The organism is Streptomyces sp. NPDC035033 (genome assembly GCF_040636735.1).
Lineage (GTDB): Bacteria > Actinomycetota > Actinomycetes > Streptomycetales > Streptomycetaceae > Streptomyces.
This window is the reverse complement of sequence record NZ_JBEZUZ010000073.1, coordinates 1-21,141: the sequence shown is the minus strand read 5'-3', so window position 1 is coordinate 21,141 and position 21,141 is coordinate 1. Positions and strand designations below refer to the sequence as shown.

Below are 21,141 nucleotides of genomic sequence, written 5' to 3'. Positions count from 1 at the left end.
ACACCGCGACCCTCGCCATGGCCCGCGACATCCTGCGGGCCCAGCCCTTCAGCCGCCTCGTCGGCGCCGACGTCCGCGCCTTCGGCGACGGCGGCGCCACCCTGGAACTGCCGATCCGCGAGGACCTGCGCCAGCAGAACGGCTTCGTGCACGGCGGAGTCCTCTCGTACGCCGCCGACAACGCGATCACCTTCGCCGCCGGCACCGTCCTCGGCCCGGCCGTCCTCACCGCCGGCTACTCCATCGACTACGTCCGCCCCGCCACCGGCGTCACCCTCCGCGCCCGCGCCGAGGTCCTGCACGCCGGCCGCCGCCAGGCCGTCGTCCGCTGCGAACTCCTCACCGTCGACGAGGAGGGAGGCGAGACCCTCTGCGCCCTCGCCCAGGGCACCGTCCGCGCGGTCGGCTGACCCCGGGTCAGCCCGCCACCCGCACCGGCCGCCCCTCCCGCCGGGACCGCTCGCACGCCTCCGCGACCCGCAGCGCGGCCAGCGCCTCGCCGCCGTCGCACGGGTTCGGGGCCTCGCCGCGCACCAGCCGGACGAAGCCGTCCAGCTCCGCCTCGTACGCGGGGGCGAAGCGCTCCAGGAAGCCCGGCCAGGGCTTGGCCGGCGGGGCGGGGGAGGACGGCTCCAGCGAGGTCAGGGGGGCGCGGTCGTCCAGGCCCACCACGAGCTGGTCGCGGTCCCCGGCCAGCTCCATCCGCACGTCGTAGCCGGCGCCGTTGCAGCGGGTCGCCGTCGCCGTCACCAGCGTGCCGTCGTCCAGGGTGAGCAGGGCCGCCGCCGTGTCCACGTCCCCGGCCTCGCGGAACATCGCGGGCCCCGCGTCCGCGCCGCGCGCGTACACCTCCACGACCTCGCGGCCGGTCACCCAGCGCACCGCGTCGACGTCGTGGACCATGCAGTCCCGGAAGAGGCCGCCGGACAGCGGCAGGTACGCGGCGGGCGGCGGCTCCGGGTCCGAGGTCACCGTCCGCACCGTGTGCAGCCTCCCCAGCCGCCCCTCGCGGACGGCCTCCCGGGCGGCCCGGTAGCCGGCGTCGAAGCGGCGCATGAAGCCCAGCTGGAGCTCGGTGCCCGCCTCCGCCACCGCCGCCAGGGCGGCCAGCGTGCCCGGCACGTCCAGGGCGATCGGCTTCTCGCAGAAGGCCGGCAGGCCCGCCCGCGCGGCCCGGCCGATCAGCTCCGCGTGCGCGGCCGTCGCCGAGGCGATCACCACCGCGTCCAGGTCCCGGCCGAGCAGCGCCGTCACGTCCGGCGCGGCCTCGGCGCCCAGCGCCGCCGCCACCGCGTCCGCCCGCGCCGGATCGGCGTCGGCCACCACCAGCGAGCCGACCCCCGGATGCCGGGCGAGCACCCCCGCGTGGAAACTCCCGATCCGGCCCGTACCGATGAGTCCGATGCGCATGGCCCCACCGTGGGGCGCCCGCGGGACGGTGTCAAGGTGCGCCCGGACCGCCGGACGGGTACACCGCGAGAGGAGGCGCGGGGGGTGCCGACCGGTCCGGCACAACCCCCGTGACGAGCGCCGAGAGCCGCATGACCGATACTGCAATGCACGCAGAAGGACACAAAGGAGGGCACGGCCTCGTGACCAGGCTTCGGACAGGGCTTCGGGCAGGAGGGGTACGCGCCGCCGTCGGCGCCGTGCTCGCCCTCGCGCTCACAGGGACGCTCGCCGGGTGCAGCAGCACCGGCGGCAAGCGCGCGGAGGACGCCCGCAAGGCGGCCGCCGCCCAGGGCCGGGCGGCCGTGGACACCCCCCGCTGGACCTTCGCGATGGTGACCCACTCCGGCGACGGCGACACCTTCTGGGACATCGTCCAGAACGGCGCCGAGCAGGCCGCCGCCAAGGACAACATCAACTTCCTCTACGCCCACAGCGACGAGGCACAGCAGCAGGCGCAGCTGATCGACTCGTACGTCGCCAAGGGCGTCGACGGGCTGATCGTCACCCTCGCCAAGCCCGACGCGATGAAGGCGTCCGTGCGCAAGGCCGTCGAGGCCGGCATCCCGGTGATCACCGTGAACTCCGGCGCCGAGCAGTCCAAGGCGTTCGGCGCCCTCACCCACATCGGCCAGGACGAGACCGTCGCCGGCCAGGCCGTCGGCGAGGAGCTGACGAAGCGCGGGCGGAAGAAGGCCCTCTGCGTCCTGCACGAGCAGGGCAACGTCGGCCACGAGCAGCGCTGCGCCGGCACGAAGGAGACCTTCGGCGGCGAGCTGGTCAACCTCTACGTCGACGGCACCAACATGCCCGACGTGAAGGCGTCCATCGAGGCCAAGCTCCAGTCCGACAAGGACGTCGACGCCGTCGTCACCCTCGGCGCCCCCTTCGCCGACGCCGCCGCCCAGGCCGCGAAGAGCGCCGGCAGCGAGGCGGAGATCGACACCTTCGACCTCAACGCCAAGGTCGCCGCCGGCCTCGCCGACGGCACCCTCGGCTTCGCCGTCGACCAGCAGCCCTACCTCCAGGGCTACGAGGCCGTCGACCTGCTCTGGCTCCACCGCTACAACGCCGACGTCCTCGGCGGCGGCAAGCCCGTCCTCACCGGACCGCAGATCATCACCGAGGACCAGGCCGAGGCCCTGAAGCGGTACGCGGAGCGGGGGACCCGATGAGCGCCACCGCACCCCCCGCGGGAGGCGACGGCCTCGACCACGTCGACGAACGGCTGCTGCGCACCACCCCGCTGAAGAAGCTCCTCGCCCGCCCCGAGCTGGGCTCGGTCGTCGGCGCGATCGCCGTCTTCGTCTTCTTCGCGGTGGTCGCCGACAGCTTCCTGCGCCCCTCCAGCCTCGGCACCGTCCTCTACGCGGCCTCCACCCTCGGCATCATGGCCGTCCCCGTCGCGCTGCTGATGATCGGCGGCGAGTTCGACCTCTCCGCCGGCGTCCTGGTCACCAGCTCCGCGCTGGTCTCCTCGATGTTCAGCTACCAGATGACCGCGAACGTCTGGGTCGGCGTCGGCGTCTCGCTCCTCGTCACGCTGGCCGTCGGCGCCTTCAACGGCTTCATGCTGACCCGGACGAAACTGCCCAGCTTCATCATCACGCTCGGCACCTTCCTCATGCTGACCGGCCTGAACCTGGGCCTCACCAAGCTGATCACCGGCACCGTCTCCACCAAGTCGATCGCCGACATGGAGGGCTTCCCCTCCGCCCACGCCGTCTTCGCCTCCACGCTGACCGTCGGGGGCGTCGAGCTGAAGGTCACCGTCCTGTGGTGGTTCGGCCTGGTCGCCCTCGCCACCTGGATCCTGCTCCGCACCCGCTTCGGCAACTGGATCTTCGCCGTCGGCGGCGGCGCCGACGCGGCCCGCGCGGTCGGCGTCCCCGTCCACCGCACCCGGATCGGCCTCTACACGGGCGTCGCCCTCTGCGCCTGGATCTCCGGCCAGCACCTGCTCTTCTCCTTCGACGTCGTGCAGTCCGGCGAAGGCGTCGGCAACGAGCTGATCTACATCATCGCGGCCGTCATCGGCGGCTGCCTGATCACCGGCGGCTACGGCTCGGCCATCGGCTCCGCCGTCGGCGCCCTCATCTTCGGCATGACCAGCAAGGGCATCGTCTACGCCGAGTGGAACCCCGACTGGTTCAAGTTCTTCCTGGGCGCGATGCTGCTGCTCGCGACCCTCCTGAACGCCTGGATCCGCAAGCGCGTGGAGGCGACCAAGTGACGGCACCGACGACCCCGCTGGTGGAACTGGACGACGTCTCCAAGTACTACGGCAACATCCGCGCCCTCGAAGGGGTCTCCCTGGAGGTCCGGGCCGGCGAGATCACCTGCGTCCTCGGCGACAACGGCGCCGGCAAGTCCACCCTCATCAAGATCGTCGCCGGCCTCCACCGGCACGACGCCGGCACCTTCCGCGTCGAGGGCGAGGAGGTCGCCCTCGCCAACCCGCGCGACGCCCTCGACCGGGGCATCGCCACCGTCTACCAGGACCTCGCCGTCGTCCCCCTGATGCCGGTCTGGCGGAACTTCTTCCTCGGCTCCGAGCCCACGAAGGGCCGGGGCCCCTTCCGGCGGCTCGACGTCGAACGGATGCGGACCACCACCCGCGAGGCGCTGCTCCGCATGGGCATCGACCTGCGCGACGTCGACCAGCCCATCGGCACCCTCTCCGGCGGCGAACGCCAGTGCGTGGCCATCGCCCGCGCGGTCCACTTCGGCGCCAAGGTCCTCGTCCTCGACGAGCCGACCGCCGCCCTCGGCGTCAAGCAGTCCGGCGTCGTCCTCAAGTACGTCGCCGCCGCCCGCGACCAGGGCCTCGGCGTGGTCCTCATCACCCACAACCCGCACCACGCCTACCTCGTCGGCGACCGCTTCGTCCTGCTCAAGCGCGGCGTGATGGCCGCGAGCCACACCAAGGGGTCGGTGACGCTCGACGAGTTGACCCGCCAGATGGCGGGCGGCAGCGAGCTGGACGACCTCCGCCACGAGCTGGAGCGCCCCGCCGCCCCGTGACCCGCCCTCCGCATCATCACGCGGACCCGACACCCCTCCTGGCAGAATCGACCCGATGAACACCTACCGTGACCCCGCCGCCCGGGGCGGTGTCCTGCGGACCGTCGGCACCCGCGAGCGGCGCTCCCACCTCTCGGCGCCCCGGGTGCCGACGGTCGGCATCGACATCGGCGGGACCAAGGTGATGGCGGGCGTCGTCGACGCCGACGGCACCATCCTGGAGAAGATCCGCACCGAGACCCCCGACAAGTCCAAGAGCCCCAAGGTCGTCGAGGACACCATCGTCGAACTGGTCCTGGACCTCTCCGACCGGCACGACGTGCACGCCGTCGGCATCGGCGCGGCCGGCTGGGTCGACGCCGACCGGGCCCGCGTCCTCTTCGCCCCCCACCTCGCCTGGCGCAACGAACCCCTCAGGGACGCCCTCCAGGACCGCCTCGCCGTTCCCGTCATGGTGGACAACGACGCCAACACCGCCGCCTGGGCCGAGTGGCGCTTCGGCGCCGGCCGCGGCGAGGACCACCTCGTCATGATCACCCTCGGTACCGGGATCGGCGGCGCCATCCTGGAGGACGGCCGGGTCAAGCGGGGCAAGTACGGCGTCGCCGGCGAGTTCGGCCACATGCAGGTCGTGCCCGGCGGCCACCGCTGCCCGTGCGGCAACCGCGGCTGCTGGGAGCAGTACAGCTCCGGCAACGCCCTGGTCCGCGAGGCCCGCGAGCTGGCCGCCGCCGACTCTCCGGTGGCGTACAACATCATCGACCGGGTGAAGGGGAACGTCCCCGAGATCACCGGCCCGCTCATCACCGAGCTGGCCCGCGAGGGCGACGCCATGTGCGTCGAGCTCCTCCAGGACATCGGCCAGTGGCTCGGCGTCGGCATCGCCAACCTCGCCGCCGCCCTCGACCCCTCCTGCTTCGTCATCGGCGGCGGCGTCTCGGCCGCCGACGACCTGCTCATCGGCCCCGCCCGGGACGCGTTCCGCCGCCACCTCACCGGCCGCGGCTACCGCCCCGAGGCCCGCATCACCCGCGCCCAGCTCGGCCCCGAGGCAGGCATGGTCGGCGCCGCCGACCTCGCCCGGCTCGTCGCCCGCCGCTTCCGCCGCGCCAACCGGCGCCGGGTGGAGCGGTTCGAGCGGTACGAGCGGTACGCGCAGGCCTTCCGCGCCGGGGCGCACGGGCGCGCCTCCCGCACCACGGAGGACCCCGGGGCATGAGCGTCCACCCCCCGCCCGCGAGCCCGCCCGAGGAGCGCCTGCCGGAGCCGCGCCTGCCCGGGCAGCGGATGCCGGAGGACCCGCGCCGCAGGATCCTCCGCCGCTGGCTGACGGCGGTCATCATCGTCCTGCTCGTCGGCATCCCCGCCGGCTACCTGGTGATCTCCGCCGGACAGAGCCGGGCGAGCGGCATCGACAAGGAGCGCGAGTCCTCCGTCGTCGGCCTCCAGGACAACTGGCCCTCGCTGATGAAGCGCCGGGTCTTCGAGGTCCCCGTGCCGGCGGGCTCCTCCGGCGTCGCCTACTACGAGACGAGCAACTGGAAGACCAGTCGGCTCTACGTCCAGTTCACCACCACGGCGACCGGCCTCGACACCTTCCTCGCCGAGTCGGGCACCGGCCGGTCCGCGCTCACCCCCGGCCGGATCACCGTCTCCGGCCGGGACGCGGACATCGTCGGCTGGACCTTCCCCGAGGGCCCGTCCTGGTCGGGCACGACCGTCGACCGCGAGGACCCCCGCCCGTCCACCGACATCACCGTCGACCTCACGGACCCGGCCTTCCCGCGCGTCTTCGCGGTCTCCACCACCAGCCCCTGACCGCGCCCGTCACGCCGGGTCGCCGTCGAACGGCACCCACCGGCCCGTCAGGACCGTCTCCCCCTGCCGGGGCGGACGGCTCCAGGAGCGGGCGGTGAACGCGTGCAGCCGCCCGTGCAGCAGCGCGTGGCGCGGCAGGCCGACGCCGAACCCGTCGGCCACCGCCTCCAGCAGCCCCCGCTCCGCGCCGGCGGGGTCCGCCGGGCCGACGGAGAAGCGGTCCGGGTCCAGCGCCGGCGGGATCTCCCCGCTCCGCCGCACCTCGCCCGCCCGGTACGTGAACGCGTACTCCTCGGCCCCGTCCCGGGCCACCGAGAGGTGGAAGAACGGCTCGCCGTGCTCCGTCCCCGGACCGCCGCACACCACCACCGCGCGGGTGCCCGCACTGGCGTCCGCGGCGGGGGAGAGGAACCGGTCCGGATCGAGGCGGCGGGCATCGGTGTCGTAGGCGAAGCTCCAGCCGGCGCCGGCCCGGCCGAACGCCAGGAGGGGACCGTCGCCGTACGAGGAGAACTCGCCGGGATGCCGCACGCGGGTCCGGCGCGCCTCGTCGGGGGTCATGGGCAGGTGCACCACCGCCTCGTCCGCGAGGCGGCCGGGCAGCTCCTCCGGTGCCACCCCCTCCACCAGGACGAACCGGTACGGCGAGCGCCGGCCGCCCGGACCGGGCTCCGCGAGCCAGGCCAGCCCGCCGGGGTCGAGCCCGGCCGCCGGCGCCGGCGCCCCTCCCGCCGCCCCGCCCCTCGGAGCGGCCAGCAGCTCGCGGCCCCGCTCCGGCGTCAGCAGCGGACCGAGCAGCGGGTCGGCCACCCACCCCAGCGGCGCCAGGTGGTCGGGACCCAGCGGCTCCCAGACGGGCAGGGCGTCCCCCAGCGCCCGCCACGCCCCGTCGGTGTCCCCCCAGCGGGCCAGCTCCCGCGCCCGCGCCACCGCCTCCCCGAACGGTCCGCCCGGCGCGTACCGGTACGCGCGGGCCCGCACCTGCTCCAGCGTCGCGTACGCCAGGGCCACCACGTCCTCGCCGGCGCCCCTCAGGTGGAACCCCAGCGCGGAGTCGTCCCCGTGCGAGCCCCCGGCGTACGCGGCGACCAGGGGCGGCAGCAGGTCGGGCGCGTACCGGGGGTCGATCACCAGGTCCTCGAAATACACCATGTACGTCCGCCCGAGCAGCCGCCGCAGCTGGTCGCCGAGGCCGGCGGCCCGGGGCCTGCCGTACCCCTTCGCCTCGTCGAGCTCCGCGAGGGCCCGCTCCCAGCCGCCGCGCAGCGCCTCCCGCCGGGCCTCGGCCACCCGGGCGTCCAGGGCCCGCGTCGTGTCGTTGACGAACTCCGGCTCGCCCTCGCGCGGGCGGGCGCGCAAGGAGTGGAACTCCCGGTACGTCTCCTCCATGAACGCGCGGAAGCCCGCGTGCCGCTCGGGCGGCGCCGCCCGCCAGCCCGCCCAGGAGTAGACGGCCCACTCGCCGTCCTCGTCCACGTCCTCGGGGTCCAGCACGACGAAGACGCCGTCCGACTCCACGTCCAGCCGGAGCCCGCGCCGCCAGACGCCGGCCGCGCGCCGCTCCTCCGGGCCGGCGTCCTCGTCCAGGAACTCCTCGAACATCTCGGCGAGCCCCGCCGCGTCCTCGTGCCAGTGGGCCTCCCCGGTCCCGGCGAGCCGCCAGACGAACCCGCCCGCGTGCCGCCACCCGTCGGTGACCTCCAGGAACTCCCGGTACGACGGCGGCAGCCGGCGCCCCAGCCGCTCCTCCAGAGCGGCGATCCGCTCCTCGGACGCGCCCGGGAAGCCCAGCCACCGGGCCCGCCGGGCGGCCTCGTCGGCCTCGCTCCGCGTCCCGCCGTCCCCCAGGGAGTCCGCCCACTCCCCGCTCCACCGGAGCAGGAAGGACCGCCAGTCGACCGCTGTGATCTCCGTCATGGCCCCGATGCTGTCACCCGGCACCGACAGCCCGGTCCCCGCGCGGGCCCCCGGCGCGGGCCGCCGGTGCGGGAGGCCGGTCCGCGCGCCCCGGACCGGGCCGGGGGCACGCGCCGGGCCGCGAAGAACCCACAATGGGAGCCATGAACAGTTCAGCCCGCCCGGACCGCAGCCCCCGCCCCGCCCCCGCGGACGACGCCGCGCGGCCGGCCGGCCCCGCCCCCGCGCCGCCCGCCGTCGCCTCCTTCGACGGGTTCGGCCTGCCCCGGGAGGTACGGGAGCTGCTCACCGCGCAGGGCGTCACCACGCCCTTCCCGATCCAGGCGGCCACCCTGCCGGACGCCCTCGCCGGCCGGGACGTCCTGGGGCGGGGGCGGACCGGGTCCGGCAAGACGCTCGCCTTCGGGCTGCCGCTCCTGACGCGCACCGCCGGCCGCCGCGCCGAGGCCCGCAGGCCGCGGGCGCTCGTCCTGGTGCCCACCCGCGAGCTCGCCCAGCAGGTCGCCGACGCCCTCGCCCCGTACGCGCGGGGGCTGGGGCTGCGGATCGCCACCGCCGTCGGCGGTCTGCCGCTCAACCGGCAGGCCGCCGCGCTGCGCGAGGGGGCCGAGGTCGTGATCGCCACCCCCGGCCGCCTCACGGACCTCGTCGAGCGCAAGGACGTCCGGCTCGACCGGGTGGAGACCACCGTCCTCGACGAGGCCGACCAGATGTGCGACATGGGGTTCCTGGACCAGGTCAGCGCCCTGCTCGACCTCGTCCGCGAGGGCGGCCAGCGGATGCTGTTCTCCGCCACCCTCGACCGGAACGTGGACCTCCTGGTCGAGCGCCACCTCCACGACCCGGCCGTCCACTCGGTCGACCCCGCGGCCGCCGCCGTCGCCACCATGGACCACCACGTCCTCCAGGTGCACGGCGCCGACAAGTTCGCCACCGCCACGGAGATCGCCGCCCGCGACGGGCGCGTGATCATGTTCCTGGCCACCAAGGCGTCCGTCGACCGGTTCACCGCCCACCTGCTCGGCAGCGGCGTCCGGGCCGCCGCCCTCCACGGCGACAAGCCCCAGCCGGTCCGCACCCGCGTCCTGGAGCGGTTCCGCACCGGTGACGTCACCGTCCTGGTGGCCACGAATGTCGCCGCGCGCGGCATCCACGTCGACGAGATCGACCTCGTCGTGAACGTCGATCCGCCGGCCGACCACAAGGACTACCTCCACCGCGGCGGCCGCACCGCCCGCGCCGGGGAGTCCGGCACCGTGGTCACCCTGGTCCTGCCCGACCAGCGGAAGGACGTCCTGCGGCTCATGGCGGACGCCGGGCTGCGGCCCCGGGTCACCCAGGTCCGCTCCGGCGGGGCGGAGCTCCGCCGCCTCACCGGCGCCAAGGCCCCCTCCGGCGTCCCCGTCGACGGCAGCGCGCCCAGCGCCGAGCGCCCCCGGCGCGGCGGCGCGCAGTTCCGCGGCATCGGGACCGTCCCCGGCAAGCCCGGCCGCGCCAGGAACGAGTCCCGCCGGTCCGCCGAGGAGCGGAGGCTGGCCGAGGCCCGCCGGGCCGCCCGCGTCCGCCGGGGCCGCTGAGGCCGCCGGGCCCCGGCGCCGGCGCCCGGGAAGGCGAATTCCGACCCGGCGCCACGCGGGATCCGGAGAGATGAGAGGCTCGGGCGAGTGAGTGAGACACCGACGAACACCCTCCAATACCGAGTCGACGGGCCCGACGACGCGCCCGTCCTGGTCCTGGGCCCCTCGTTGGGCACCACCTTCCACATGTGGGACCGCCAGATCCCGGAGCTGACCCGGGACCGGCGGGTGGTCCGCTTCGACCTGCCCGGGCACGGCGGGGCGCCCGCCCAGCCCTTCACCTCGGTCGCCGAGCTCGGCGACCGCCTCCTCGCCACCCTGGACGCCCTCGGCGTCCAGCGCTTCGGCTACGCCGGCTGCTCCCTCGGCGGCGCCGTCGGCCTCGACCTGGCCCTGCGCGCCCCGCACCGGGTCGCCTCGCTGGCCCTGGTCGCCACCGCGCCGCGCTTCGGCACCGCCGACGAGTTCCGCCAGCGCGGGGTCGTGGTCCGCACCAACGGCCTGGAGCCGATGGCCCGCACCGCGCCCGAGCAGTGGTTCACCCCGCACTTCGCCGCCAACCAGCCCGCCATCGTCGACTGGGCCGTCCAGATGGTGCGGACCACCGACGCCGCCTGTTATGTCGCCGCCTGCGAGGCCCTCGCGGTCTTCGACGTCCGGGCCGCCCTCGGCTCCATCGGCGTGCCCGCCCTCGTCCTGGTCGGTTCCGAGGACCGGGTCACCGGCCCCGCCGAGGCCCGCACCCTCGTCGCCGGCATCGCCGACGCCAAGCTGGCCGTCGTCCCGGGCGCCTCCCACCTCGCCCCCGTCGAGCAGCCCGCCGCCGTCACCGACCTGCTCCTGGAGCACTTCTCGGCGATCGGCCACGACACCGGCGGCCTCCTCGCCGTCCCGCCCGTCCCCGCGTCGGCCCCGGTCCCCGCCGAGGCGGCCCCGGCCGCCCCGGCCGCGCCCGAGGAGGGCGAGGAGGCGCCGGCCGGCCGCCCCGACCCGTACGAGAAGGGGATCGGGCTCCGGCGCGAGATCCTCGGCGACGCCCACGTCGACCGGGCGCTCGCCGACGAGGACGCGGCCGACTTCCAGGAGCTGGTCACCCGCTACGCCTGGGGCGAGGTCTGGGCCCGCGACGGCCTCGACCGGCGCACCCGCAGCGTCGTCACCCTGACGGCCCTCGTCGCCGGCGGGCACCGGGAGGCGCTCGCCGACCACACCCGTGCCGCCCTGCGCAACGGCCTGTCGCCCGCCGAGATCCGCGAGATCGTGCTGCACACCGCCGTCTACTGCGGCCTGCCGGCCGCCGAGACCGCCCTCGGCACGGTCGGCCGCGTCATCGCCGAGGAGACCACGCCCCCGGCGTAGCCGGCACCCGCGCCGGGCCCGCACGCCCGGCGTAGGGTGAGGCCGTGAAGCTGACGAAGAAGTCCCACGCCTGCGTCCGGCTGGAGAAGGACGGGCGGACGCTCGTCCTCGACCCGGGGGCGTTCACCGAGGAGGACGCGGTGCTCGGCGCCGACGCCCTCCTCGTCACCCACGAGCACCCGGACCACTTCGACGAGGGCCGGCTCCGCGCCGCCCTCGACGCCAACCCGGCCGCGGAGATCTGGACCCTGCGCAGCGTCGCCGGCCGGCTCGCCGCCGCCTTCCCGGGCCGGGTGCACACGGTCGGGGACGGCGACGCCTTCACCGCCGCCGGCTTCGACGTCGAGGTCCACGGCGAGCTGCACGCCGTGATCCACCCGGACATCCCGCGCGTCACCAACGTCGGCTTCCTCGTCGACGGCGCCGTCTTCCACCCCGGCGACGCCCTCACCGTCCCCGGCCGCCCGGTGGACACCCTGCTGCTGCCGGTCATGGCCCCGTGGAACAAGATCTCCGAGGTGATCGACTACGTCCGCGAGGTGAGGCCGCGCCGGGCGTACGACATCCACGACGCCCTCCTGACCGACCTGGCCCGGCCGATCTACGACCGGCAGATCGGCGGGCTCGGCGGCACCGACCACCGGCGGCTCGCGTCCGGCGCCTCCGCCGAGCTGTGAGCGCGGTCCGGGCGGCTGTCGGTGCCCGCCAGTAGGCTGGGCGCCATGCGCATCGCCACCTGGAACGTCAATTCGATCACCGCCCGGCTGCCCCGGCTGCTGGCCTGGCTGGAGAGCAGCGGCACCGACGTGCTGTGCGTCCAGGAGACCAAGTGCTCCGCCGCGCAGTTCCCCGCCGAGGCGCTGCGCGAGCTGGGGTACGAGTCGGCGGTCAACGCCACCGGCAGGTGGAACGGCGTGGCGCTGCTCTCCCGCGTCGGCCTGGAGGACGTCGTCAGCGGTCTGCCCGGCGGCCCCGAGTACGACGGCGTGCAGGAGCCCCGCGCGGTCTCCGCGACCTGCGGCCCGGTCCGCCTCTGGTCGGTCTACGTGCCGAACGGCCGGGAGGTCGCCCACGAGCACTACGCGTACAAGCTCCGCTGGCTGGAGGCGCTGAAGGCGGCCGTCGGCGAGGACGCGGCCGGCGGGCGCCCGTTCGCCGTGCTCGGCGACTACAACATCGCCCCGACCGACGCCGACGTCTGGGACGTCTCCCTCTTCGAGGGCGCCACCCACGTCACCGAGCCCGAGCGGGCGGCCCTCGCCGGCCTGCGCGAGGCCGGCCTCGCCGACGTCGTCCCGCGGCCCCTCAAGTACGACCACCCGTACACGTACTGGGACTACCGTCAGCTCGCCTTCCCCAAGAACAAGGGCATGCGCATCGACCTGGTGTACGGCAACAAGCCCTTCGCGGAGGCCGTGAAGGACAGTTACGTGGACCGCGAGGAGCGCAAGGGCAAGGGCGCGTCGGACCACGCCCCGGTCGTCGTCGACCTCGACCTCTGACCGCGGTGACCTGCGCGGGCGGTCCATAACGATCTCAGCGTGCCGGGTGGTGGACCGGAGGGTGACGGTGCGACGCTGTTCCGATGAACATCCCGTTTCTCGACCACTGGCGCAAGCGGCGCGAGCCGGAACAGGGGCCGCTGTCCGCGGCCTTCGACCGCGACCCCGACGGCGTGGCGGAGCTGCTCGCCGAGTGCGAGCTGCTCCGTGACCGGGTCGAGGCGGCGGGCGTCGCGCTCGACGACACCCCGCGCTCGCTCCAGGAGCTGGACCAGCTGCCGCCGCGCTGGCGCGACGACGCCGAGGAGCTGCCCTGGTTCGGGAACGACGCGGGGCTCTACCTCGGCACCGTCATCGTGCGGAACGTGCCGGGCGCCCACTGGCAGGTCTGGCCGAACGGCGGTCCGGTCGTCGTCCTGGAGTCCGGCCGCGAGGTCCCGGTCGTCGAGTACGGCGTCGAGTGGGCGATGACCGGGGCGCCCGAGCTGTCCCAGGTGTACGCGGAGGCCGCCGAGCAGTGACCCGCCGGCCGTCGCGCCTCCCGCCCTCCGCCTGCCGTAAATACGGCTAATACCGGCTTGTCCCCTTTATGCGTGTCGGGCGTGAAGTCCCTTTTTTCGACGGATAGTTTGCGCTGTCTCGACACACCGCACCGGCACGCGCCGGCGAAGGGGGCAGGGCAGCGCATGACCGTCGATCCGCTGATCGAACTGCGTGGCGTGAACAAGCACTACGGCACGCTGCACGTCCTCCAGGGCATCGACCTCACCGTCGGCCGCGGCGAGGTCGTGGTCGTCATCGGCCCCTCCGGCTCCGGGAAGTCCACCCTCTGCCGGGCCGTGAACCGGCTGGAGACCATCGAGTCCGGCGAGATCCGCATCGACGGCCGGCCCCTCCCCGAGGAGGGCAGGGAACTCGCCCGGCTCCGCGCCGAGGTCGGCATGGTCTTCCAGTCCTTCAACCTCTTCGCCCACAAGACCGTCCTCGCCAACGTCTCCCTGGCGCAGATCAAGGTCCGCGGACGGAGGAGGGAGGAGGCGGACCGGCGCTCCCGCGAACTCCTCGACCGGGTCGGCCTCGCCGCCCACGCCGACAAGTACCCCGCCCAGCTCTCCGGCGGCCAGCAGCAGCGCGTCGCCATCGCCCGCGCCCTCGCCATGGACCCCAAGGCGCTCCTCTTCGACGAACCGACCTCCGCCCTCGACCCCGAGATGATCAACGAGGTCCTGGAGGTCATGCGGCAGCTCGCCGAGGACGGCATGACCATGGTCGTCGTCACCCACGAGATGGGCTTCGCCCGCTCCGCCGCCCACCGCGTCGTCTTCATGGCCGACGGCCGGATCCTGGAGGACCGCACCCCCGAGGAGTTCTTCACCGCCCCGCGCACCGAGCGCGCCAAGGACTTCCTCTCCAAGATCCTCTCGCACTGACCGGGGTGGGAACCATGCAGCGCACGCACCGACGCCTGGGCGCGCTCGCCCTGCTGCTCGCCCTCGCGGGCCCGCTGGCCGGCTGCGGCCGGCCCGGCAGCCCGCCCGTCAAGGGCCCGCAGCCCGACCAACTCCCCGTCTACCGGGTGGAGTCCGGCTTCAGCCTGCCGGACTCCGCCACCTGGAACCGGGCGAAGAAGCGCGGCCGGCTGATCGTCGGGGCCAAGGAGGACCAGCCGTACCTCGGCGAGAAGGACCCCGCCACCGGCCGCTACTCCGGCTTCGACATCGAGATCGCCAAGATGATGGCCGCCTCCCTCGGCTTCGACCCGGCGACCGGCGTCGAGTTCCGCACCATCGCCTCCGCCAACCGCGAGACCGCCCTGCAGAACGGGCAGATCGACTACTACGTCGGCACCTACACCATCAACGACAACCGGAAGAAGCTCGTCGGCTTCGCCGGCCCCTACTACCAGGCCGGCCAGTCGCTCCTGATCCGCACCGACGAGGACGACATCCACGGCCCGCGGGACCTCGACGGCAAGCGCGTCTGCTCCGCCGCCGGCTCCACCCCCTACCAGCGGATCCAGAAGGAGTACCCGAAGGCCGAACTCGTCGCCTACGACACCTACTCCATCTGCGTCGACAACCTCCTCACCTACCAGGTCGACGCCGTCACCACCGACGACACCATCCTCATGGGCTACGCCGCCAAGGTCCCCGACGAACTCGAACTCGCCGGGAAGCCGTTCTCGAAGGAGCCGTACGGGATCGGCGTGCCGCGCGGCGACACCGCGCTCCGCCTCGCCCTCGACGACGCCATCGCCGCGCACGAGAAGAACGGCGACTGGAAGAAGGCGTACGACGCGACCCTCGGCCTCTCCGGCGTCCCCGCCCCGAAGCCGCCGCCCATCGACCGCTACCCGTCCGACTGAGGACCCCCACCGCTGACATGGACGTACTGACAGAGAACTTCTCGCTCTACGGCGAGGGTTTCCTCGGCACCCTCGAACTCACCGTCTACGCCTCGGCGCTCGCCCTCGCCCTGGGCTTCGTGATGGCGGCCTTCCGGGTCGCGCCCGTCGGCTCCTTCCGGGTCTTCGGCACGGTCTGGGTCACGGTCCTGCGCAACACCCCGCTCACCCTGCTCTTCTTCGCGGTGATGCTGGGCCTGCCCCGCTTCGGACTCGTGCTGCCCTTCCAGCTGTTCGCGGTCCTCGCGCTGGGCTGCTACACCTCGGCGTTCATCTGCGAGGCGCTGCGCTCCGGCATCAACACCGTGCCCGTCGGGCAGGGCGAGGCCGCCCGCAGCCTCGGCATGAGCTTCACCCAGACGCTGGGCGCCGTCGTCCTGCCGCAGGCCTTCCGCTCGGTGATCCCGCCGATCGGCTCCACCCTGATCGCCCTCGCCAAGAACTCCGCCATCGCCGGCGCCTTCAGCGTCACCGAACTCCTGGGCACCTACAAGACCTTGAGCGAACTCGGCTACAACATCGTCTGGACCTTCGTCTGGATCGCCGTCGGCTACCTGATCATCACCCTGGCCATCAGCGCGGTCTTCAACGTCCTGGAGAAGCGCTGGGGGGTGGCCCGATGAGCCGCACGCCGCACGCCAGCGCCCTCTACGACCTCCCCGGCCCGCACGCCCGCCGCCGGCACCTGCTCTACGGCCTGGCGTCCACCGCCGTGATCCTCGGCCTCGCCGCCTGGATCCTCTACCTCCTCTTCGACACCGGACAGTTCACCGCGGTGAAGTGGCGGCCCTTCCTCTACGAGGGCATCCAGGAACTGCTGCTCAAGGGGCTCGGCAACACCCTCAAGGCCTTCGCGCTCGCCGCCGTGTTCTCCCTGGCGCTCGGCGCGGTCCTCGCCACCGGGCGGCTCTCCGACCACCGGCCGGTGCGCTGGATCGCCACCCTGTTCGTGGAGTTCTTCCGCGCCATGCCCGTGCTCGTGATGATCTTCTTCATCTTCGTGGCGCTCAAGGTCCAGCCGCTGCCCGCGCTGGTCGCCGGACTCACCCTCTACAACGGCTCGGTGCTCGCCGAGGTCTTCCGCACCGGCGTCCACGCCGTGCCGCGCGGGCAGGGGGAGGCGGCGTACGCGCTCGGCATGCGCAAGACCCAGGTCATGACCTGGGTCCTGGTCCCGCAGGCGGTCCGCGCGATGCTCCCCGCCATCATCAGCCAGCTCGTGGTCGCCCTGAAGGACACCTCGCTCGGCTTCCTCATCACCTACGAGGAGTTCCTCCACGCGGGGAAGCTGATCGCCTCCAACCTCGACTACGACCTGCCCTTCATCCCGGTCGTCCTGGTGATCTCGCCGATCTACATCGGCATGTGCATGCTGCTCTCCTGGTGCGCGACCTGGGTCGCGCGACGGGAGCGCCGCGACCCCCGGACGAAGGGGGTGGACGTCGCTCCCGCCGCGCCGGTGGTCACGCTGCCGGGCCGGGAGTGACCCCTGGACGGGCCCCGCGAGGGCCTGGAAACCGGCCCGGCAGCAGTCGGGATCACTCCTCCCGCAACGGCACCGACAGGTACGAGGGGTCGGCCGCGGGGGAGGAGAAGGTCAGCTGCGCGCCGGCCGGGTTGTGCTCGATGTACAGCGCGTCGACGGTGTCGACCACGAGCGCGAGGCGGTGGCCGGCCGGGACGTCGTAGGCGGTGGAGAACAGCTCCAGGTCCACGGCGAACGGCCGGCCCGGCGTCTTGTCGTGGAAGGTGTACGGGGCGTGCGAGACCAGCTTGCCGACCCCGAGCGGGCCCACGTCGTAGAGGTACGCGACGAAGGTGCCGCTCTCCGCGGTCGGGGTGACCGTGGTGTGCAGGACCGGCGTGCCGCGCACCGCCGCCCCGGAGTCGTACCGCCCGGACTGCCAGACGGCGGCGAAGGAGCGGGGGAGGAGGGGGACGGAGACGGCCGGCGGGGTCTGCGTCAGCTGGTCGAGCAGGTTGGTGAGGAGCACGACGCCGCCGTTGGCGCCGGAGTCCGCGCCGGTCCAGACGTGCTCGGAGTCGCCCAGGCCGATGCGCTCGCGGTGGGCTTCGACCGACGCCCAGTCGGCGTAGCCCTCGTAGCCGCCGTCGGAGCGGGGCTTGAGCCGGACCGGCGGCTCGCGGTCGACGCCGTTGTCGACGCCCTTCAGGTGGTGGTCGAACCAGCGGTGGGCGCTGGTCCAGGTGTCGTTGGGCAGGCCGAGGAGGCCGGTGGCCTCGGCGGTGGCGTGGTCGCCGGGACGGAACTCCAGCCGCTTCGGCCCCTTCAGCTTCTCGTAGAAGCTCGCGTACTGGTTGGGCGGGAAGATGGTGTCGCCCCAGGCGTTGCCGAGCATGACCGCGGTGCCGTTGGCGTTGATCCGGTCGAGGTGGGTGGCGGCCGAGCGCTGCCGCCCCCAGGCGATCATCTCGTCCTCCTGGTCCAGGTTCGACGAGAGGAAGTCCTTGAGGACCTTCTCCAGTTCGGGGCCCGGACGTCCGGTGAGGTAGCCGGCGCCGCCGAGCAGGGCGGCGGCCTGGAGGTGCTGGGTCCGGCCGCTGTAGATGGAGTCGATGAGGTCGGCCCAGCCGCTGAGCGCGGCGACGGCCTTCACCCGGGGGTCGTGGGCGGCGGCGAGCAGGGAGATCCCGGCGCCGTAACTCACCCCGGCCATCCCGACCTTGTCCGGGTCGGCCGGGGTGTTCGCGAGCGCCCAGTCGATCACCCGGGAGGCGTCGGCGACGTCCTTGGGACCGGCGGTCTCGATCTCGCCGCCGGACTGCCAGAAGCCGCGCGAGTTGTAACTCACCACGACGTAACCGGAGTCGGCGAGCTTCTGGGCCTGCGCCAGGTACTCGACCTGGGGCATGGCCCAGCTGGTGGGCAGCACGACGACCGGGAAGCGGGACGGGCCGCCGGCGCCGGCCGGGGTGACGACGTTGGCCTTGAGGACGGTGCCGCCGTCACCGGCGATGTCCACGAACCGGATCGTCGTGCCGGACTCGGCGGCCTGGGCGGCGGGGGCGACGGACAGCGCCGTCCCGGCCACGAGCGCGGCCGAGACGGCGAGGGCCAGGGAAGTACGCACGGGCCACTCCTCGATGGGGGGTCACTGCTGGGGGCAGTGAGGTGGCCCGACGGTAACCGCGCGGTGCTACCCGTGGTAACCGGTCGGTAAGTTACGTGCGGGTAACGATTGGCGGGCGCTTCCCGGCCCCGACGAGGGGCGGGCGCTCCCCGGCTCCGGCGATCGGCGGGTGCTCCCCGCCTGTGCCGAGGGGCGGGTGCCCCGCGCCCCCGTCGAGGGGCGGGCGCCATCCGTCCGCGTCGAGGGGCGAGGGCCGCCCGTCCCCGCCGGGGAAGGGGTCCGGTGCCCCGACCGGGGTGCCCAGCGCCGCCAGCTCCTCCCGCACGGCCAGGGCCTCGGCCCGCCGCCCCCGCGTCTCCAGCGCGTACCGGTACCCGTCGAGCGCCCGGTACAGGGTCTCCTCCCGCCTCGCGTGGTCCGGCCGCACCAGCCGCGCCGCCGCGACCGCCTCCGCGGTCAGCTCCTCCCACCGCTCCGGCGTCGCCCCCATCTGCTGGAGCGCCGCCCCCAGCCACCGCGCCAGCTTCGGCGCGTACGCGTCCGGACTCACCGGGGCCAACACCCGGTACGCCTCCACTTCCTGAAGGAGGCTCAGTCCCCCCGACCCCAGCAGTGCCACGCGCGCCCGCAGTACGGCGTCCCCGTTCACGGCCCCCGCCTTCCCCGTCTCACCCCGATGTGTCATGGCGGCGATTCTGGGCGTTCGCCGACACCCCGGACAAGGCGCGCGAACTGTGCTTTCCGTCCTACGAAAAACGGCTCTGACCTGTCATGATGGACACGTCTTCACTCCTGCTCCAGGCTGGACCCGTGGAGCGGACGAACCTTCCCGACGTCTTCGACCCCCGGATCCACGCCGCCGGGCCGCCGCACGACGCCTTCCGGGAGCTGCGCGACCGGGCGCCGGTCGCCCGGCAGGAGGAGCGGGCGGTGCTCGGCTGGCCCGCCGGCCCGGGGTTCTGGGCGGTGACGCGGCACGCCGACGTCGTCCGGGTGCTCAAGGACGCGAGGACGTACTCCTCGTGGCTGGGGGCCACCCAGATCCGCGACCCCGACCCCGCCGACCTGCCCTTCATCCGCCGCATGATGCTCAATCAGGACCCCCCGGAACACGGCGGGCTGCGGCGGCTCGCCGGCCGGGCCTTCACGCCGGGGCGGATCGCGCGGTTCGAGGCGACGGCGCGCTCACGGGCCCGGGAACTGCTGGCGGCGGCGGTGGCCGGGGGCGGCGAGGCCGATCTCGTCCGGGCCGTGACCGACGACTACGCGCTCCTCAACCTCACCGACCTGCTCGGCGTGCCCGCCGGCGACCGGGGGCTGCTGCACGCCTGGACCGAGCGGGTCATCGCCTACCAGGACCCCGACGAGCCGCCCGTCCTCGACGCCGACGGGAAGCCCGTCAACCCCCGGTCGCCCGCCATGCTCGCCGAGATGTTCGCGTACGCGCGGGAACTGGCCGCCCACAAGCGCCGGCACCCCGCCGACGACCTCATGACCGCGCTCGCCACCACCGAACTCGCCGAAGCCGAGCTGGAGATGTTCTTCTTCCTGCTCACCGTCGCCGGGAACGACACCGTGCGGTCGGCGGCCCCGGGCGGGGTGCTCGCGCTCGGCGCGCACCCCGGCGAGCAGCGCAGGCTGTGGCGGGGCGAGGTGTCCGTGGACGGCGCCGTGGACGAACTCCTGCGCGTCCACCCGCCGGTGATCTCCTTCCGCCGCACCGCCGCCCGGGACACCGAACTCGCCGGCGTGCCGATCGCCCGCGGCGACAAGGTCGTCGTCTTCCACGCCTCCGCCAACCACGACGAACGCGTCTTCCCCGACCCGCACCGGCTCGACCTCGGCCGCCGCCCGAACCCGCACGTCTCCTTCGGCGACGGCCCCCACGTCTGCCTCGGCGCCCACTTCGCCCGGCTGCAACTCCGCGTCTTCTATGAGGAGTTGCGCGGTGCCTGCGGGGGCGTCGAACCCGCCGGCCCGCCCCGCAGGCTCGTCTCCAACTTCATCAACGGGATCAAGTCGCTGCCGGTGCGGCTGCTGCCGGGGCCCGCAACGCCGCGCGGGTGACGTCGGCGACCGGCTCGACCACGTCGGGGCCGTACGCCTGCGAGTTGACCACCTTGAGGAGGAGGACGAAGGAGCCGCCCCGGTGCTTGCGGGCCAGCTCCTCGTGGTGCCGGGCCAGATAGCGGGCCGCGGCCTGGTTGGTGATCGCCCGCTGCCCGCAGAAGAGGAAGACCGGCCGGCCCCCCTCGCCCGCCACCACCCGGGCCAGCACCACGTACTCGACCGCCCCCGGCTCCATCAGGTAGCGCTCCCCGCCGACCTCGATGGCGCCGCGCTCCTCGACGGGGTCCAGCTCCGTGTTCATGGTCAGGCCCGGCAGCAGACTCCCGAGGTGGGCCGCCGTGCGCCTGTTCGAGTACGGGCCGCCGAGGCAGAACTCGGTCCGGTCGCCGAAGCCGAGCTGCGCCTGGTCGTGCTGGACGATCCGCGCCTGCGCCCCGCAGTCCTTGACCAGCGCCGACAGCTCCAGGAGGGCGAAGACGTCGTGCCGGTGCACCGCCCCGTCCCCGCCCGCCTCCCGGTTGACCACGAGCAGGCACTCCGCGTGGCGGGGCAGGCCGAAGAACACCTGCTTGCGGCGGAGCCGCCGGCGCCACGCGTACGTCCGGGCGGCCCATCCCAGGAACGCGCTGACGCCGGTCGCCAGCACGCCGAGCACGATGTTGCGCAGGTCCTCGTCCATAGGGGCGCATGCTAGCGGCGGCCGGGTGACCGTTCGAGAGGGCGGGGAGGCGGTCCTGACGACCGGCCCGGAGGGAAGTTACGCTGCGTGGACGCTCATTGACGGGAGGTCAGGGATGCGTCGATCCGCCGTGCGGTACGGGGTGGTGGGGGGGGGGGCCCCCCCCCCCCCCGCGGGGGGGGGGGGCCCCCCCCCCCCCCCCCCGACCCCCCCCCCCCCCCCGGCCCCCCCGACAACGGGAGAAGGGAGG

21 protein-coding genes are annotated in these 21,141 nt (G+C 74.1%); 16 read left to right on the top strand and 5 right to left on the bottom strand.

Annotated elements, in window-relative coordinates; all coding sequences use genetic code 11:
- Positions 1 to 17 precede the first annotated feature (17 nt).
- Positions 18 to 410: a PaaI family thioesterase gene (locus tag AB0E83_RS25675; RefSeq protein ID WP_362116427.1), complete on the top strand. Its 393-nt coding sequence runs from the start codon at positions 18 to 20 to the stop codon at positions 408 to 410.
- 7 nt (positions 411 to 417) lie between these two features.
- On the opposite strand, the gene AB0E83_RS25670 is transcribed toward AB0E83_RS25675, so the two are convergent.
- A complete protein-coding gene (locus AB0E83_RS25670; protein ID WP_362116364.1) occupies positions 418 to 1,410 on the bottom strand; it encodes a Gfo/Idh/MocA family oxidoreductase in 993 nt (330 codons plus the stop codon).
- A 182-nt stretch (positions 1,411 to 1,592) separates the two neighbouring features.
- Between AB0E83_RS25670 and AB0E83_RS25665 the strand changes: the two genes are divergently transcribed.
- From AB0E83_RS25665 to AB0E83_RS25645, 5 genes are all read left to right on the top strand, one after another.
- Entirely contained in the window at positions 1,593 to 2,624 is a 1,032-nt protein-coding gene (locus AB0E83_RS25665; RefSeq protein WP_362116361.1) for a sugar ABC transporter substrate-binding protein, read from the top strand.
- On the top strand, positions 2,621 to 3,682 hold the full coding sequence (locus AB0E83_RS25660; RefSeq protein ID WP_362116358.1) for an ABC transporter permease: 1,062 nt from the start codon (positions 2,621 to 2,623) through the stop codon (positions 3,680 to 3,682). Before AB0E83_RS25665 ends, AB0E83_RS25660 begins: the two co-directional genes overlap by 4 nt.
- Positions 3,679 to 4,473 carry an ATP-binding cassette domain-containing protein gene (locus tag AB0E83_RS25655; protein WP_362116355.1) on the top strand — a complete coding sequence of 265 codons (795 nt, stop codon included), beginning with the start codon at positions 3,679 to 3,681 and terminating at the stop codon, positions 4,471 to 4,473. The genes AB0E83_RS25660 and AB0E83_RS25655 overlap by 4 nt, the downstream gene beginning before the upstream one ends.
- Before the next feature lie 55 nt (positions 4,474 to 4,528).
- Positions 4,529 to 5,692 carry an ROK family glucokinase gene (locus AB0E83_RS25650; protein ID WP_362116352.1) on the top strand — a complete coding sequence of 388 codons (1,164 nt, stop codon included), beginning with the start codon at positions 4,529 to 4,531 and terminating at the stop codon, positions 5,690 to 5,692.
- A 68-nt stretch (positions 5,693 to 5,760) separates the two neighbouring features.
- On the top strand, positions 5,761 to 6,291 hold the full coding sequence (locus tag AB0E83_RS25645; RefSeq protein ID WP_362116424.1) for a hypothetical protein: 531 nt from the start codon (positions 5,761 to 5,763) through the stop codon (positions 6,289 to 6,291).
- 9 nt (positions 6,292 to 6,300) lie between these two features.
- On the opposite strand, the gene AB0E83_RS25640 is transcribed toward AB0E83_RS25645, so the two are convergent.
- Positions 6,301 to 8,208: an SMI1/KNR4 family protein gene (locus tag AB0E83_RS25640; protein ID WP_362116349.1), complete on the bottom strand. Its 1,908-nt coding sequence runs from the start codon at positions 8,206 to 8,208 to the stop codon at positions 6,301 to 6,303.
- Positions 8,209 to 8,351: 143 nt separating this feature from the next.
- On the opposite strand from AB0E83_RS25640, the gene AB0E83_RS25635 reads away from it, so the two are divergent.
- From AB0E83_RS25635 to AB0E83_RS25595, 9 genes are all read left to right on the top strand, one after another.
- Complete coding sequence (locus AB0E83_RS25635; protein ID WP_362116346.1) at positions 8,352 to 9,785, top strand: DEAD/DEAH box helicase; 1,434 nt, start codon at positions 8,352 to 8,354, stop codon at positions 9,783 to 9,785.
- A gap of 87 nt (positions 9,786 to 9,872) precedes the next feature.
- Positions 9,873 to 11,144 carry an alpha/beta fold hydrolase gene (locus AB0E83_RS25630; protein WP_362116343.1) on the top strand — a complete coding sequence of 424 codons (1,272 nt, stop codon included), beginning with the start codon at positions 9,873 to 9,875 and terminating at the stop codon, positions 11,142 to 11,144.
- Positions 11,145 to 11,188: 44 nt separating this feature from the next.
- Positions 11,189 to 11,821, top strand: coding sequence for an MBL fold metallo-hydrolase (locus tag AB0E83_RS25625; protein WP_362116340.1), 633 nt, complete (start codon positions 11,189 to 11,191; stop codon positions 11,819 to 11,821).
- A 45-nt stretch (positions 11,822 to 11,866) separates the two neighbouring features.
- A complete protein-coding gene (locus AB0E83_RS25620; RefSeq protein ID WP_362116337.1) occupies positions 11,867 to 12,646 on the top strand; it encodes an exodeoxyribonuclease III in 780 nt (259 codons plus the stop codon).
- 83 nt (positions 12,647 to 12,729) lie between these two features.
- Positions 12,730 to 13,167 (top strand): DUF6278 family protein, encoded by a 438-nt coding sequence (locus AB0E83_RS25615; RefSeq protein ID WP_362116334.1) that lies wholly within the window; start codon positions 12,730 to 12,732, stop codon positions 13,165 to 13,167.
- A gap of 165 nt (positions 13,168 to 13,332) precedes the next feature.
- Positions 13,333 to 14,076 carry an amino acid ABC transporter ATP-binding protein gene (locus tag AB0E83_RS25610; protein ID WP_362116331.1) on the top strand — a complete coding sequence of 248 codons (744 nt, stop codon included), beginning with the start codon at positions 13,333 to 13,335 and terminating at the stop codon, positions 14,074 to 14,076.
- A gap of 14 nt (positions 14,077 to 14,090) precedes the next feature.
- Positions 14,091 to 15,011 carry a glutamate ABC transporter substrate-binding protein gene (locus AB0E83_RS25605; RefSeq protein ID WP_362116328.1) on the top strand — a complete coding sequence of 307 codons (921 nt, stop codon included), beginning with the start codon at positions 14,091 to 14,093 and terminating at the stop codon, positions 15,009 to 15,011.
- A 17-nt stretch (positions 15,012 to 15,028) separates the two neighbouring features.
- Positions 15,029 to 15,673, top strand: a complete 645-nt coding sequence (locus AB0E83_RS25600; protein WP_362116325.1) for an amino acid ABC transporter permease — start codon at positions 15,029 to 15,031, stop codon at positions 15,671 to 15,673.
- On the top strand, positions 15,670 to 16,536 hold the full coding sequence (locus AB0E83_RS25595) for an amino acid ABC transporter permease (protein WP_362116322.1): 867 nt from the start codon (positions 15,670 to 15,672) through the stop codon (positions 16,534 to 16,536). The genes AB0E83_RS25600 and AB0E83_RS25595 overlap by 4 nt, the downstream gene beginning before the upstream one ends.
- A 52-nt stretch (positions 16,537 to 16,588) precedes the next feature.
- On the opposite strand, the gene AB0E83_RS25590 is transcribed toward AB0E83_RS25595, so the two are convergent.
- Together AB0E83_RS25590 and AB0E83_RS25585 are read right to left on the bottom strand one after the other, a co-directional pair.
- Positions 16,589 to 18,142 carry a CocE/NonD family hydrolase gene (locus tag AB0E83_RS25590; protein WP_362116319.1) on the bottom strand — a complete coding sequence of 518 codons (1,554 nt, stop codon included), beginning with the start codon at positions 18,140 to 18,142 and terminating at the stop codon, positions 16,589 to 16,591.
- A 91-nt stretch (positions 18,143 to 18,233) separates the two neighbouring features.
- On the bottom strand, positions 18,234 to 18,827 hold the full coding sequence (locus AB0E83_RS25585) for a hypothetical protein (RefSeq protein ID WP_362116316.1): 594 nt from the start codon (positions 18,825 to 18,827) through the stop codon (positions 18,234 to 18,236).
- A 125-nt stretch (positions 18,828 to 18,952) separates the two neighbouring features.
- Between AB0E83_RS25585 and AB0E83_RS25580 the strand changes: the two genes are divergently transcribed.
- Complete coding sequence (locus AB0E83_RS25580) at positions 18,953 to 20,209, top strand: cytochrome P450 (RefSeq protein ID WP_362116313.1); 1,257 nt, start codon at positions 18,953 to 18,955, stop codon at positions 20,207 to 20,209.
- Here the strand turns inward: AB0E83_RS25580 and AB0E83_RS25575 are convergent.
- On the bottom strand, positions 20,157 to 20,891 hold the full coding sequence (locus AB0E83_RS25575) for a hypothetical protein (protein WP_362116310.1): 735 nt from the start codon (positions 20,889 to 20,891) through the stop codon (positions 20,157 to 20,159). The genes AB0E83_RS25580 and AB0E83_RS25575 overlap by 53 nt on opposite strands.
- Between the last annotated feature and the right edge of the window lie 250 nt (positions 20,892 to 21,141).